Below are 17,069 nucleotides of genomic sequence, written 5' to 3' on the forward strand. Positions count from 1 at the left end.
ATATGTAACTTATGTTACCTATTTAAGAAGCTCATATTATTAACTTAGATGGGTAAATATTCTCTGATTTATGGATACCGAAATTCTCGCTAGAATTCAGTTTGCTTTTACGATAGCGTTTCACTACATCTATCCACCATTGAGTATCGGTCTCGGATTATTGATGGTGATTTTTGAAAGTTTTTACATAAAAACCAAGAAGAAACAATACCATGTATTAGCTAAATTTTGGACTAAAATTTTTGCATTGACCTTCGGTATTGGTGTGGTCACAGGTATTGTTATGGAATTCGAATTTGGCACCAATTGGGCTGTCTATTCTCGTTATGTTGGTGATGTCTTTGGAAGCGCCTTGGCCGCAGAGGGTATTTTTGCATTTGCTTTGGAAAGCGGTTTTCTCGGCATTTTACTTTTTGGTTGGAATCGCGTAAAACCTTGGGTACATTTAGTAGCAACCATTGGAGTTTTCTTGGGCTCGATGTTCTCTGCTGTCTGGATTGTTGTGGCCAATAGTTGGCAGCAAACACCAGCGGGCTACCATATTGTAGGTAAGGGTCTAAACGCTAGAGCAGAAATTACCGATTTTTGGGCGATGGTATTTAATCCTTCCAGCATAGATCGACTTACCCACGTTTGGCTTGGTGCGTTTTTAGCAGGTGCCTTCTTAGTTTTAAGCGTCCATGCGTTCTATATCTTAAAAGGACGTTATGTGAGTATATCAAAAAAAGCCTTTAAAATAGCACTGGTCGTAGCAACAGTATTTTCGTTGGGACAATTGTTGACCGGCCATAAATCGGCAGAAGGTGTCGCCGTTAATCAACCGGCGAAATTAGCAGCTATGGAAGGTCATTTTGATGAGAGCGGCCCAGCAGACATGTATCTCTTGGGCTGGGTCAACAAAGAGCGTCAAGAAGTTTCTGGGCTGAAAATTCCTGGTGGTCTTTCCTTTTTACTGCATTATGATTTAGAGGCACCTGTAAAAGGTTTAAACGCGTTTCCTGAAGATGAACGTCCCGGACAAATAAATGCGGTATTTCAGTTTTATCATCTTATGATCATTATCGGAATGGCGCTGATCGCATTAACTTTGATGGCGGTGTTTTTATGGTGGCGTGGCTCGCTATTTGATAAACGATGGTTGTTATGGCTATTCGTCTTTGCTGCTATATTACCTCAAATTGCCAATCAAGTTGGGTGGTTTGCTGCAGAAATGGGTAGGCAACCGTGGGTTGTTTATGGATTGCTAAAAACTTCAGATGCTTTTTCACAAGCTGTCAGTGATAATCAAGTGTTATTTTCATTAGTGTTGTTCATGGTGGTCTATGCCTTTTTGTTTACCTTATTTATCTATCTGCTAAATAAGAAAATAAAACATGGGCCCTACAATGAAGAAGATGATGACGATCGCCCATTAACCAAAGAAATATCCGAAGTAATCACTGGAAACTAATTAACTATGGAAACACTTTTTGGCATCGATTACCCTACCTGGTGGTTTTTAGTAGTAGGCGGTCTATTTTCTGGCTATGCGATTTTGGATGGTTTCGACTTTGGAGCGGGTGCCTGGCATCTCTTTTTTAAACGTGACATAAGTAGACGGATCGCCCTGAACGCCGTGGGTCCTGTTTGGGATGGTAACGAAGTTTGGCTCGTCATTGGCGGTGGCGCCTTGTTTGCAGGATTTCCTGTCATGTACGCAACATTTTTCTCGAGTATGTACATTCCGTTTATGCTATTTTTGGTTTTTCTTATTTTAAGAGGTATTTCTATCGAAGTTAGAGGTAAAGAATCTTGGCCCATATGGCGAAAAACATTTGACGTACTTTACAGCGTATCAAGTATTATGTTGGCCTTTTTATTGGGCGTCGTTTTGGGTAATGTGCTCCAAGGAATTGCCATTGGCGAGGACTTTCAGTATCTAGGTGCTGGTTTTTTCGAGTTTCTAAATCCGTATTCCCTTATGACGGGATTTACAACTTTATTCTTGTTCATGACTCATGGCGCAATCTATTTGCTGCTCAAAACCGATGGTCGGCAATTTGCGAAATTAACGCTACTTTTAAATAAAGCCATTATCTTTTTTATGGTAAGCTATGGCATTACTACCTTATACACCTTATTGTATATTCCACATCTATCAGATGATTTTAAATCTTCGCCGGAGCTATTTATTGTGCCGCTACTAACATTTTTAAGCATTGCCAATGTGCCAAGACTCGCTAAGAAAAGAAGCTATAAATGGGCGTTTTTCTTTTCGGCAACCAGTATCGCACTTATGCTAGCACTAGTGGCTATAGAGCTTTATCCAACTCTATTATTTTCAACCATTGATCCTAAACACAGTATCGACATCTACAATGCAGCAGCATCTACGAAATCCATGAAAATTATGCTCACATTTGTAGCAATAGGAACGCCTTTGGTTTTAGGCTATACGGTTTTTGTATATCGTACATTCAGAGGAAAAGTAAAGCTCGACGAGACAAGCTATTGAATTCAAACATTATTTTTTCTTTGATCTCAATAGACTCTGATATTTCGGATTCGATCGAAGAGTCACTATTCATAGTGACGGATTTTATTAATATGACCTTATAAGTAACCTAGGTTACATCTAAATCGCTTAGAATATGCTTTATTTGCAAAAATAATATAACTCTATGAATTGGATTTTTGAACCTTGGCCATGGTATATTTCTGGCCCGATGATAGCCTTTATCATGTTCTTACTGATAATGGTAGGAAAGAATTTTGGAATGTCTGGTAACTTAAGAACCATGTGTACCATATGTGGTGCAGGTAAAAAAGCTGAATTTTTCAATTTTGATTGGAAATCCCAGAGGTGGAATTTAGTGGTGGTTCTTGGAGCCATTATTGGTGGTTTTATAGGCTCGCATTTTCTATCAACTGATATGTCTGTAGCCATCAATCCTGATACAATCACAGATTTAAATGCCTTAGGTTTTAATGATGCAGGTGAAGCTTATGTCCCATCTGAACTTTTCAACATGGATGCCTTATGGGATCTAAAAAGCGTTGGATTATTAGCCCTTGCAGGTTTGTTGGTTGGATTTGGTACAAGATACGCAGGTGGTTGCACTTCAGGACATGCCATTTCAGGATTAAGCGATTTACAAATCCCTTCTCTTATCGCTGTCATTGGATTTTTCATCGGAGGGCTTGTGATGATTCATTTAATTTTCCCACTAATTTTTTAGTACTATGAGAACACTTATATATTTAGTCATTGGTATTATTTTCGGAATTACGATGTTTAAATCCGAAGCAGCCTCTTGGTTTAGAATTTACGAAATGTTTAAATTTGATTCCTTTCACATGTATGGCATTATAATTTCGGCTATCGTAGTTGGTGTCATTTTGGTGCAACTGATCAAACGATTCCATATCAAATCCTTTTATGGAGAAACCATTCAATTCAATGATAAAAACAGGAGTTTTAGTCGTTACATGTTTGGTGGTATCATCTTCGGATTAGGATGGGCATTAGCTGGAGCTTGTCCTGGACCTATGTTTACATTAGTGGGTGTTGGCATTGTCCCTATACTTATTGTCATCGTTGCTTCGGTAATTGGTACCTTTTTATATGGCTTACTAAAAGATAAGCTGCCACATTAAAACTTAAAAAATAGCTTTAAAAAAAAGCCTCTAGAGAAAGTCTAGAGGCTTTTTTTATGGCTTGAGAAACCTCTCAAAAATCATGATTTCAAAATTTCAAAAAGGATTATTTTAATTCGAGCAATTGCCCGTAATAATACCTTCTGAAATATTTAAAAATGAGATTTATCACCTGATAAGTCAAAACATCTAAAAATCGTAATCTCATTAAACATCCCTTCATTCAGTCATTAGGATATAATAACAAAAGCTTCAAGTTGCCTTGAAGCTTTTGCAGTTAAGATAATCACATACGATAAACTTATCGCTTGATCAGTCTAATGACTTTAACCGAATTGGCCTGTCTTATTTTAACAATATAAACACCTGATTCGAGCTCGTTTCCGAATTTATATAACTCATCATAGGTGAAGGTATTAGAATGTACTTGTTTATTACTCATATCGAACACATCCAACTGAATATCATCCTGCATATTTTCAGTAATGACTTTTACTGAAAATTCCGTTGCTGTTGGATTAGGATATGCCATCACTCTGAAGTCGTCTCCACCAAATACCACGGGAGGATTGCTACTTGATGGTGCTTCTATTGGACATGGGTCACATAAATCATCACTACTCCATATCACATTTTTAGTACCCTGAACGACATCGGCAATAAATAGCCCTTTCATATATGTTGGCTCTGGATCGTTATTACCATTCCCATTTTGACCTTTGGCCAGAATTTTGTGCGTGGTATTTGCGTAGATACTGGCTCGAACATTCGACCCTTTATTGATCTGAACATCACCATCAACATAGAAGACAACTTTATTACCATTGGCATTAATCACACCATTTTGAGATAAATTAAAGGCTTCATTAATAAACACGTTAGCACAACCATCAAACTCAATGGTCACATCGTTGCCAGTTATCAATTCATTGATATACACATTTGATTGTGTAAACGTCACCGTTGCATTATTTCCAATATCAACAACGTCATAAACGCTCGCTGTTAATGTTTGTGTCTGGTTGTTACCTACAATAGCGTCAGGACTTGCCGCAGTAGATTCGGTATTAAAGACGAAATTAGGAAGTGTTGGGTTCGCAGGCGCAAAAATTTGCGTGCCGATGGTACTTCCTTGATTTAAATTGAATGTGGCTGCTTGTCCGAAATCCACAACCGTACTCGCTTGGTGCAATTTAATATTTCCTGTTCCAGGTGTTGTCACTCCAACACCACCAGACTCTACTAAATTATTACCTTGCAAGAACACACGGTCTGTTGCAAGAATCGTATAAGCCGAAATCAAACTACCAGCATCAAATCCGCCTACTGTGTATTCAGCAAAAGCCGTACAAGCTGTTGCTGAAGTGACCGTAACACTGTAGGTACCATCGCCTTCAACTTCAATACTCTGGGTGGTCTCACCTGTTGACCACAAGTAAGAAGTCGCTAAATCACTATTAGCGGTTAAGACAACGGCTGCACCTTGACAAAATTCAGGTAATTCATCCTGCGTAATTTCCACTTCAGGGAAATCTCCTTCAACAGTCACAATAGCTGTACATGTAGATTGATTACCATGAACATCAGTAACCGTTAGCGTTACAGTATTATCGCCTTGATCTTCACAAGAAAATATAGCAGGTGATACACTCGAAGACCCAATGCCACAATTATCAAAAGAATTACTGCCTATATCCGAAGTTGTGATATAAGCAACGCCATCTTCATTCAAAGTGATTGTGATATCTTCACAAACAGCTGTTGGTGGTGTAACATCCTCCACCGTGACAATTGCTGTTGCAGAGCTTACATTGTTATTATTATCCGTAACAGTTAATGTCACCGTATTTTCACCTACTGCACCACAGCTAAAGTTATTTGGAGAGACAGAGATTGACGCAATTCCACAGGCATCACTTGAACCATCATCAATCTGATCCGCTGTAATCAATACATTACCACCAGCACCTAATTGCACCGTAATATCTTGCGTTTGTACTGTAGGATCTGTATCATCAATAACGGTTACAAAAGCATTCGCTGTTGATGAATTCCCATTAACATCAAACACCGTTAATGTCACCGGATTCGGATTGGTCGCAATATCGGCACAAGTAAATGTGGTCTGGCTTAACTGCAATGGTCCAATCGCACAATTATCATAAGAACCATTATTCACCAATACGGCCGAGGTTGAACCGTTACCACTAGCATCTAATACCACCTCAACATCTTGAGCAATTGCAATTGGATTGGTATTATCAATAACGGTAACACTAGCTTCGCAAGTGGAGACATTACCATTATCATCTGTCACCGTAATAACGACATTATTGGCAAAACCTTCAATTTCAATGTCATGTGTTCCTAGGTTGGACACATCATCAAGTGCATATTGCGTCCATTCATCCAAAAATGCAATCGTGTTATTTGTCGTAGCACCTTCTAAAACATCTACGTTTCTTACTAAGGTGGTACCAGCCGTAGAAACACTACCATTACTCCAACCTGTCGCTCCTGGATCATTTCCTATGATTCCTAGTAAATCGACTTGAGCACCATTATTCACCAATGCAATAGCATCATTTCCATTATATAAGATTGGTACTTGTCCGTTAGCTTGCTGATTGTTGTTTGGATAACAAATAGTGAAAACACCTCGATCATCAATGGTTCCTCCCAACGCAAACGTGCTTGTTGGTGTTGAACTTCCATCGGCATAGACGTATAACTCGTAATCGTTTAAGGATACTGTAGCACCAGTTCCATTAAATATTTCAATACATTTTAGGATATCCAGACCAAATTCATCTACCGAACCATCAACATACTCTGAAATGATTAAATCATTCAAATCTCCTCCAATATCACCACAATCAAAATTTGTTTGAGACAAGGAAATATCTAAATCTGAATCACAATTATCAGTTGCAAAACCTAATACATCAGCAATATCAATAGTACCGGAACCATCATTTCCATCTAGGAATAATTGATATTCTGCGCAATCAATGGTTGGCGCTTCATTGTCTTGAACTTCTATCGTCGTAATACAACTAGCCAGTTGGCCATTACCATCATCAACGGTCCAAGTTACTTCTGTGATACCTTGTGGAAAAGCAACACCATCTAAACTATTAGAATTATTAATGTTATTTGTCAATAACGCATTTGGTGACGTACAATTATCTGTAAAACTAGCATCAAATTCGCCATTCGAGACAACATACTCACAAGTTCCAAGATCAGTTGATCTCACACCACCTGGCGCACACACAATTTGAGGTGCTTCATTGTCCTCAACTGTCACCGTAAAGGTGCATATCGATTCATTTCCAGATGCATCCGTGCCTGTCACAGTAACCTCAGTAGTTCCAACATCGAAAAAGCTACCTGAAGCGATGGATGAAGCCACAGTTGCACCATCACAATTATCATTAACATCAATTTCAAATGGCACCAAAGCACCACATTCTCCAGCATCATTACTAACCACAATGTCACTCGGACATACAACTGCAGGTGCCAGATTATCGATAACAGTAACGGGTACGGTACACGTTGACACGTTACCATTATTATCAGTCAATGTAAGCGTCACTTGAGGGCCAGACGTTGAAATTGTTTGTCCGGAGTTGAGACTTCCTGGACTATCCGTTGAAGGACCACTCCATGTAAAATCGGATCCTGTACTACCACTTCCTGTTAATTGAAGTGATTCACCGCTAGGGGTATTACTTGATTCAGATCCGACATTAACAGACGTTAACCCATTAGCAGGACCATTAGTGGCTGTAAAGTCACCTTCATAACTGATAAACTCCAACACTGTATTGGCATTATCTACCAAAGCAATGCCATCAGGAGAACCATTCTGAATGCCTGAGATAAATACACTTACAGCGCCATAACCATTTCCTTCGTCATCAATACTCCCTGAAAGATTAACTGTATTATATACTGAACCTCCATTACCATTATATAGCACGATACTATAAGCCGAGAGATCGGTTCCTGCCACGCCTGCTACTTCTACAAATTCACCTATATCAGTACTCGCATTATCGTAGTGAAACTCATTGATCCAAATGCTAACTCCAGATTCTGAAGAACCGATATCTGAACAACTGAAGCTATTCTCACTAACCTCAACGGTATCTATTCCACAATTATCGTAGTAACTAATTCCAGCATTCAGAAAATCATTGAAATCAATAGCGTCTGCATTACCACTCTCATCTAGAAAAACATCAAAACCAGTTGGACAAAACGAGATAATAGGTGCCTCATTATCAATTACCGTAACTGGCACTGTACAAGTTGACACATTCCCATTCACGTCTGTGACTGTTAAGGTTACCTGCGGTCCAGAAATTGCTATTGTTTGTTCGGAGTTGAGACTTCCTGGACTGTCCTCTGAAGGGCCACTCCATGTAAAATCCGTTCCAGTACTGCCGCTTCCAATTAATTGAAGTGATTCACCAATTTCGGTACCACTAGACTCTGATCCAACCTCTACAGAGGTTAAACCATTCGCAGGACCATCAGTGGCTGTAAAGCTGCCTTCATAGCTAATGAACTCCAGCACCGTATTGGCATTATCTACCAAAGCAATGCCATCTGGAGCACCATTCTGAATGCCTGAAATAAATGCACTTATCGCTCCATAACCATTGCCCTCATCATCGATACTTCCTGAAAGATTAATGGTATTGTATACGACACCACCACTACCATTATAAAGCACGATACTATAACCCGAGAGATCAGTTCCTGCAACGCCTGCCACTTCTACAAATTCACCGGTATCAGTTCCAGAATTATCATAGTGAAACTCATTAATCCATACGATAGCCACTGATTCTGGCGATGCAATATCTGAGCAGTCAAAGGCATTCTCGCTAACTTCTACGGTGTCAATACCGCAATTATCGGAGTAAGTCACTCCTTCCTCCGTGAAATCTGCTAAATCAATGGATGCCACATTACCATTCGCATCTACTAAGACTTCGAATTCTGTTGGACATCCACTTATAATAGGTGACTCATTATCAATTACCGTAACTGGCACTGTACAAGTTGACACATTCCCATTCACATCTGTGACTGTTAAGGTTACCTGCGGACCAGAAATTACTATTGTTTGTCCGGAGTTAAGACTTCCAGGGCTATCAGTTGAAGGACCACTCCATGTAAAATCGGATCCAGTGCTACCGCTTCCCGTTAATTGAAGTGATTCACCGCTAATGGTTCCTGAATTCTCATCAACACCCAAATCTACAGATGTCAATCCATTCGCAGGACCATCAGTGGCTGTAAAGCTACCTTCATAACTAATGAACTCCAATACAGTACTAGCACTATCTACCAAAGCAATGCCGTCGGGACCATTCTGTAGACCGTTTGTTGGCAACTGGAAGTCAACGGCTCCATAGCCATTACCTTCGTCATCTATGACTCCTGAAAGGTTAATGGTATTGTATACTACTCCTCCACTACCATTATATAGCACGATATTATAATCCGAGAGATTGGTTCCTGCAACGCCTGCCACTTCTACAAATTCACCTGTATCAGTTCCAGAGTTATCATAGTGAAACTCATTGATCCATAAAGTCACTCCAGATCCTAAAGCGCTAATATCTGAACAACTAAAGCTATTCTCGCTAACTTCAAAGGTATCTATATCACAGTTATCAGAGTAAGTGACACCTGCATTTGTGAAATCGGATAAATCAATGGATTCCACATTGCCATTAGCGTCAACAAAAACATCAAAACCTGTTGGACAACCGCTTATTATTGGTGATTCATTATCTATGACTGTTACATCAAATTCACACGACGAACTACCAACTGAATTTGTGGCTGTAGCACTCACTGTCACAGTACCTAATCCAAATACGGAACCAGGTTCTATGCTATAAGTTATGGTTGAGGCAGGAATACCGACGGGATCGGTCGCTTCAAAATTAACAAAAGCACCACAGGTATTCGCATCTGTATTGACCGTAATATTTTCAGGGCATTCAATTTCTGGTGCTAATCCTTGAACTATCACATCAAATGAACAATCTACAGCATTTCCAGAACCATCAGTTACTGTATAAGTGACGGTTGTTGTTCCAATAGGAAACACAGAACCATTGTTTAAACCTGTCGTTGGTGATGAGCTAACAGAAATGCTAGGATTAGGACAATCATCAGTAACTACTGGTTCTGTCCAATTCACCTGAACTCCAAGGGCATTGGCCGCATCTGCATTGATATCAGCTATACATTCAATTACAGGGAACACTGAATCCACAACTGTAATCGTTGGCATGCAGTTACTAGTATTTCCGTGGATATCGCTGGCAACAATAGAAATGGTATTGCTACCAACATCATCACAATCGAAAGACGTCGCACTGAATGTAATCGCATCCAAGCCACAGTTATCCGTAGCTGTTGCAACGTCAATATTGGCAGTAAAATGAGTGTCATCACAAGCAGCATCAAATTTTGGATCAATGGCAAAATCAATAACATCACCATTTGAAACGGACAATGATATACTATATGGCACAGAACTGCCAGGAATATTTAAATACTCATATACTTGAGTTCCATTTTTATAAATTCTCACATTAGCACCATCGCCACAATTCGTATCTCTATCATAAAAATCACCTGATACATAGATTGTTCCATCCATGTTGCTCGTCCATCGTCTAACAGCAGCATTTAAACCTTCAAATTGTGGGTGACCACCATTGGGATCTAACTGAGGGAAGTCCAAGATGGCACCTACTCCGGGATTGTTCCAAACAAACCCTGTAAAGTTTGGCAAATCACTGTAAGCATTCGGATTGGCTATAGGAAATTTACCATAAGACCAATTCCCTGTTCCCTGTGTTCCAGAAAAATCAGCTGAAGCATTCGCTCTAAGCGTTGCATTTCCAGAATCATCTAAATATAAATTGATGTCATTACATACTAAACTAGGGCCTTGAGTATCATCGGCGTTAATCGTAATGCTTCTATCAGAAGTAGTGTTACAGTCTCCTTCTCTTCTCACATAATAAGTAGTAGTTGTAGAAGGTGTTACTGAGATGGAAGTACCTACTCCAATATTTGATCCAGTACCATTTGGCCCTGAATACCAGACAATTGATGCACCGTCACCATTTACTCCACCACTGGCAGTTAGCGTTACAGTTTCATTTGGACAAATATTATTAGCACTAGTCACTACATTAGCTAAACTCGTAGAAGGCGTTTTCATATTAATGGTAATACTACCACAATCCCCATCTATAACACATCCCTTTTCGTCAACACCCTTGATATAATAGGTAGTTGTTACATTTGGCGATACTGTGATAGTTGATCCTGTCGTGGAACTCAAAAATCCTGTTCCACAATTCGTATTGTAAACATACCATGATGTTGCATCATTTAAATTACCAGAAATATTCAGTACGACGTCTGCATTTGGACAAGACGGATTAGCGCTTGCTGAAATCGTGGGTATAGCTGCTGGTGTCTTCACAGGCACACTATATACAAAATCATCAAAATCAAAAGTTTGATTAGTACCAGCAGTCCCAGGATCCTGAAGTTGAATCTTCACCCATTGTACATCTGACCAACCTAGAGACACAATTTGATTTGGATTACTCCCAATAACAAAGGTTGTTTCATCTCCTCGATTAGACCAAACTCGCCATGTACCGTTTGAAGGAAAAGCGCATCCTCCTCCCGCAAAGCAAGCCACCTTAAAACTGGTAGCGTCAAAGCAAAATTGATTTTTTTGAATCGTCATAACCGAATTCACGTTGGGTGCGGCAGGAAAAAGAACGCCACTAGTATCCCATAAGAAGCCAGAGATAGAAAAGCCAGGCTCAGTTGCCGACGAATCAAAAGTCATAGTTTGACTTGGAACGACAACCGTGAATAATAAGCATAAAACAGTTGATAACTTAAGGATAAGATGTTTCATTGTGATGAGTGTTAGTTAATATTAGTACCATCACACAAGTGTGATTAAAGCGTCTACGAAAGGGCTTCAATCATTTAAAATTTAATGTAGAATTTGGTCGATTCTCAACGACTCTTACGAGAAGGATAGTTGATTAATAGCATGTTAAAAATCTTACTTTATTTCGAGTAATCCAAGCGTTCTGTTTAGAATTACGATGAAAGTCATACATTTTCGACCAAATGTGTGGTATTGGGGTTTAATGGAAAATTAAACGAAAGTCGCTTTGGTCTTCTTTTTTTGATTAACGCTCTCCTGAATTTGAAAAGCTCATTATTAATATGCATATTAATACCTTAAACCAACCGTTAATCGATTAATTTTTAGCATGCTTACGATTAAACGTACTTTTAGCCTTCCCCAAAATTCCTATGAACCTCATTAAACCAATCAAAAATATAGTAAACTAAAACCTTAAACAGAGCTCTCTGTTTTTAATAGATTTATGCGACAACTCTGCATTCTTGTAAGTTTCTTATTCTTAAGCGCATATCATTGCTTTAGCCAGTGTAGTCCTGATGTCACTCCACCAACGATCACATGTCCTTCTGACGTTAGCATTGCCTGTATTCATTTATTACCATCATTGACGCCTACCGTTAGTGATAATTGCGGTTCTATTGTATCACAAACCTACACGTTAACTGGAGCTACTGTTGGCGCTAGTCCGATTAATGGCATCAATGATGCCAGTTCTGAGAATTTTCTTTCGGGAACAACAACCGTTACCTATACCGTCACAGATGCCTCCAATAACTCCCAAAGCTGCAGTTTTACAGTTACAATAAATGATAGTTCAGCTCCAACAGTTATTTGTCCGCCCGATGTTACCTACACCAATGATCCTGGTTTCTGTTATGCCGTTGTGAATAATTTCCCTGGAAATCCGAAACAACTCGGTGTGCCTTCAGTTTTTGACAATTGCGTTGGTCTTAACACCCAACCAACTGGCATTCCTCCTGGAACGCAATTTCCTGTTGGTACTACGACGATTACATGGGTCATCATTGATGCTGCCGGCAATACTGTTAATTGCACGCAAAATGTCACAATCACAGATGATGAACCACCAAGCATAACGTGTCCGTCCAATATAACCGTCAATACAGATGCTGGAGAGTGCTTTGCTACTGTAACTATTCCTGATGCGATTGCAACTGATAACTGCAGTATTGTGAGCACGAGTAATGATTTTAATGCTGGTGGTTTAGACGCCAGCGGTATCTACCCACTAGGAACTACAACAGTGACATTTTCAGCGACGGCTTCGGATGGGTTAACAACGACTTGTAGTATGGACGTTACTGTCGTCAACAATCAAATTCCAGTAATAACTCTTAACGGTTCTGCTACGCAAACCATTGAAGCTTGTGATACCTACACAGAAGAAGGTGCCATAGCTATCGATAATTGTTTAGGCGATATTTCCGCAGATATTATCATCGATGATTCTGATTTAGATGTCACCACACCAGGCACTTACACCATCACGTATAATGTGACCAATGTCGCAGGTGCTTCCGCGATTGAAGTTATTAGAACAATTACCGTTGTAGATACCACAGCACCGACATTATCATTAATTGGCCCAAACCCTATAACAATTGGGGACTGCTCTACTTACACTGAATTAGGTGCCATAGCAGATGATGGTTGTGTTGGTGATATTTCGTCTAATGTAGTCATTGATAATTCGACAGTAAACACTTCTAATTTAGGATCGTATACGGTGACTTATAATGTTACTGATGCCAGTGGAAATGTTGCTAACCAAATCACAAGAACAGTAGTGGTGGCCGATGTCACTGCTCCAGACATTGTTTTAATAGGAGACAATCCACAAGTTATAGAGGCATGTTCTCCTTATATCGAGTTGGGTGCTACAGCCATAGATCCTTGCTTTGGTATTGATTATGCTTCAGACTTGGTTGTGGATATTTCAGGTTTGGATACCGCTACACCTGGCACCTATCTGATTACCTATAATGTTGTAGATAATGCCAATAATCCTGCCGTTGAAGTCATTAGAACTATCGAGGTTGTAGACACGACCCTTCCAACCATAGTCTGTCCTTCAGATTTAACGGTCTCAAATGACTTAAATGAATGTCAGGCTGTTGTCAACTATACAACTCCAATTGGCACTGACAGTTGCTCCACAGTTATGACCACGCAAACAGCCGGATTAAGCTCTGGCAGTATGTTCCCACTTGGGACCACGACTAATACGTTTGAAGTGGTTGATGCCTATGGAAATTCTACAACCTGTAGTTTCAATATCACGGTTGAAGATACTGAAGCACCAACCATCACCTGTCCTTCAGATATCATCCAAAATACAGATGCTGGTTACTGTGGTGCGATCGTCAACTTTGCAGTTCCTACTGCAACGGACAATTGTAGTGCCACCGTTAGCATTAATCAATTAAACGGCTTAAGCAGCGGTAGTTTTTTTCCGATAGGTACCACCACCAATACTTTTGAATTTACCGATGACGCTGGAAATACTGCTACTTGCAGTTTTGACGTGACCATCAACAACACTAATAGTGTCGCCAACGCAGGCATGGACTATGTCAATACCGTGTGTACGAATACCTCCTATGTATTAAACGCCAACAGCCCAGGCGGACTTACGACAGGATTGTGGAGTGTAAGTTCGGGTCAAACGAGCGGCTTTAGTTTCTCTGATCCTACAGATGCCAACGCCACCTTTACTGGCGACATTGGCGAAACTTACATTTTAACTTGGAGTTTGGACTACCCAGGAAGCTGTCCAGATTCTAGCGACGATGTAGCCATCACGTTTATAGGATGTGATGCTTTAGATTTTGATGGTGTTGATGACAATATTACATTTAGAGACAATTTCAATGTGACAGGTGATTTCACTATTGAAATTTGGGTCAAATCCGAACAAAGTAGCGCCAATGTTCAAACGATTTTATCGAAACGTGAGACTAATAATCAAGTAGATGGTTACGACCTGAGAATCGTAAATAACGTGGTGTCTTTCAATTGGAATAATGGCTTATCACTGTCAACAGCGCCTTACCAAATTCAGAATAATACTTGGCATCACATTGCTATCTCTCACAGCGGTTCACTTTATACCTTGTATGTAGATGGCGTTAACATCGCTTCTATGAATGGTGTTGCACCAATTAGCAATTCAGTAGACTTTATTCTTGGCGCGATGGAAGAAACCATTGTAACGCCTGTGGCCGCTGATTTATATTTTGATGGTGGTCTGGACGAATTTCGAATTTGGAATACAGCGTTAGATCCTAATCAGATCAGGTTCATGATGAATCAAGAAATTACGAATGAGAATCCTATAACAAATGTCATTGATGGTAATATTTATGGTGTAAGTATTCCGTTGCCTATCAATGGGCTTGTTTGGAGTAATCTAGATGCTTATTACAAAATGAATCAAAACACGGATATCAGTTCAGGTGTTTTGCTATCGAATAATGCGAATACCATTGATGGGACCTTACGTTTTATGACAACGTTTCAACCAGAAACAGCACCAATTCCCTATCAAACTCAAGCGACAGGTCTTTGGGATGACAGCAACACATGGTTACATGGCACTTCTCAACTTATTCCTGGCAGTACGGCAATAGATGGCAGCACACCTATTGATTGGAATATTGTGAGCACGAGTCATGATGTGTCTTCAGGCGATCGTGACATTACGGTATTGGGACTCATCGTTGACTCGAATATACTAACTATTGAAAATTCAAATACGACTGATGGTCAAGGCCTCAGAATAACTGATTACTTGAAACTTAATAATCCTAATGCGACACTGCATTTAATGGGCGAATCACAACTGCTACAGGATATGGGAAGCGTGATTGATTACAGTGGCAACGGTCGACTCATTAGAGATCAACAAGGCACATCTAATTTATACAATTACAACTATTGGAGCGCTCCAGTAAGTAACGATGGCAATACCTACACCATAGGCAATATGTTATTTGATGGCAACATGAATGTGCAATGGACTAGCAATCACGATGCAGATCCTACAACCAATCCAATCACATTGAGTAATCGTTGGCTCTATACCTATGAAAATTTTCCAGAGAACTCTTATGCAGACTGGCAAGCAGTGGATGAAAATTCAAGCATTGATGTAGGGTTAGGTTTCATTATGAAAGGCAGTGGTAGTAGTAGTGCCCTTCAAAATTATTCGTTTATCGGGCAACCTAATAATGGGACAATTACGATACCTATTACCTCCGGAAATCAAGCCCTTGTTGGCAATCCTTATCCTTCAGCCTTAGACGCTCATACATTTATAAATGATAATGTTTCTGCCACACAAGGAACCCTGTATTTCTGGGAACATTTCAACACGAATACGAGCCATGTATTATCTGAATATGAAGGAGGCTATGCTGCCTATAATCTCTCAGGAGGTGTTGGTGCGGTGTCTCCACCCGAAATAAGTAGTAATGGAACACCTTCAAAAATTCCAGAACGCTATATTCCTGTAGCCCAAGGATTTTATGTTGTAAGCAATACTACAGGTGGTTCAGTGTTATTTGAAAATGATCAGCGAGTTTTTGTTAAAGAAATGGTGACAGGTCCTTCCGATTCAGGATCTGTATTTATGAGAACTACGGAAGCTTCAGAAGATACAACACCTAATGAAACGAGCATAAAGCGACTTAGAGTTTCATTTACATCGCCCGAAAATGCCAAGCGACAACTACTATTAGCGTTTGTTCCCAACGGTTTAGCTGACGATGGTGTTAACTATGGTTACGACGGAATAAATACGGAATCACTTTCAAGCGATATGTCATGGGACATTGATGGAGCATCGTATATTATTCAGGGAGTAGGTCCTTTCTCCGATGACAGTGTTTACCCTTTACATATATCTGTAGGCACATCAGGCATTAATCAAATTGGCTTGGATGAATTAGAAAATTTTGACAGTGAGATTGACGTTTATGTCTTTGATGCTCTTTTAGGTTCCTACCATCAGATAAACGACATTAGTTATCAAATTTATTTAGAATCTGGACAGTATCATAACCGGTTTTTTATCGTATTTGCGAATAGTGAGACACTTTCTGTAGATTCAAATATTAAAGATGCGATTGACATTAGTTACGTCAATAATTTGAACGAGATTCATATCGCTAAGTCACCGACTATTTCCATAACAAAATGCACATTATATAATGTGTTAGGGCAAGTGGTTCGCACATGGACTGACATAAACTCTCCTAATAGTGATAATATCTTGAAACTTCCTATTTCCAATTTAGCTGTTGGTGGCTATATCATTTCAGTAGAAACGAATTTGGGTATGACGAGCAAGCAAATATTGATTGGAAATTAAGTAGCGAATCATTCATTTCATACTTAGTAAGCATAA

General features: G+C 39.6%; 6 protein-coding genes. 5 read left to right on the forward strand and 1 reads right to left on the reverse strand.

The features are described 5' to 3' along the window. Positions 1 to 70 precede the first annotated feature (70 nt). The 4 genes from ACU8DI_RS00390 (at position 71) to ACU8DI_RS00405 (ending at position 3,636) form a co-directional block, all read left to right on the forward strand. Entirely contained in the window at positions 71 to 1,450 is a 1,380-nt protein-coding gene (locus ACU8DI_RS00390; protein WP_447110757.1) for a cytochrome ubiquinol oxidase subunit I, read from the forward strand. Between the two features lie 6 nt (positions 1,451 to 1,456). Continuing rightward, entirely contained in the window at positions 1,457 to 2,494 is a 1,038-nt protein-coding gene (cydB, locus tag ACU8DI_RS00395; RefSeq protein ID WP_447110758.1) for a cytochrome d ubiquinol oxidase subunit II, read from the forward strand. 166 nt (positions 2,495 to 2,660) lie between these two features. Next, positions 2,661 to 3,218 carry a YeeE/YedE family protein gene (locus ACU8DI_RS00400; RefSeq protein ID WP_447110759.1) on the forward strand — a complete coding sequence of 186 codons (558 nt, stop codon included), beginning with the start codon at positions 2,661 to 2,663 and terminating at the stop codon, positions 3,216 to 3,218. Between the two features lie 4 nt (positions 3,219 to 3,222). Beyond that, positions 3,223 to 3,636 carry a DUF6691 family protein gene (locus ACU8DI_RS00405; protein ID WP_447110760.1) on the forward strand — a complete coding sequence of 138 codons (414 nt, stop codon included), beginning with the start codon at positions 3,223 to 3,225 and terminating at the stop codon, positions 3,634 to 3,636. A gap of 301 nt (positions 3,637 to 3,937) precedes the next feature. Here the strand turns inward: ACU8DI_RS00405 and ACU8DI_RS00410 are convergent, their stop codons facing one another. Continuing rightward, positions 3,938 to 11,620 (reverse strand): HYR domain-containing protein, encoded by a 7,683-nt coding sequence (locus tag ACU8DI_RS00410; RefSeq protein WP_447110761.1) that lies wholly within the window; start codon positions 11,618 to 11,620, stop codon positions 3,938 to 3,940. 607 nt (positions 11,621 to 12,227) lie between these two features. Between ACU8DI_RS00410 and ACU8DI_RS00415 the strand changes: the two genes are divergently transcribed. Next, a complete protein-coding gene (locus ACU8DI_RS00415; protein ID WP_447111550.1) occupies positions 12,228 to 17,033 on the forward strand; it encodes an HYR domain-containing protein in 4,806 nt (1,601 codons plus the stop codon). The last annotated feature ends 36 nt before the right edge of the window (positions 17,034 to 17,069 follow it).

This window comes from Psychroserpens sp. BH13MA-6, from assembly GCF_052983595.1.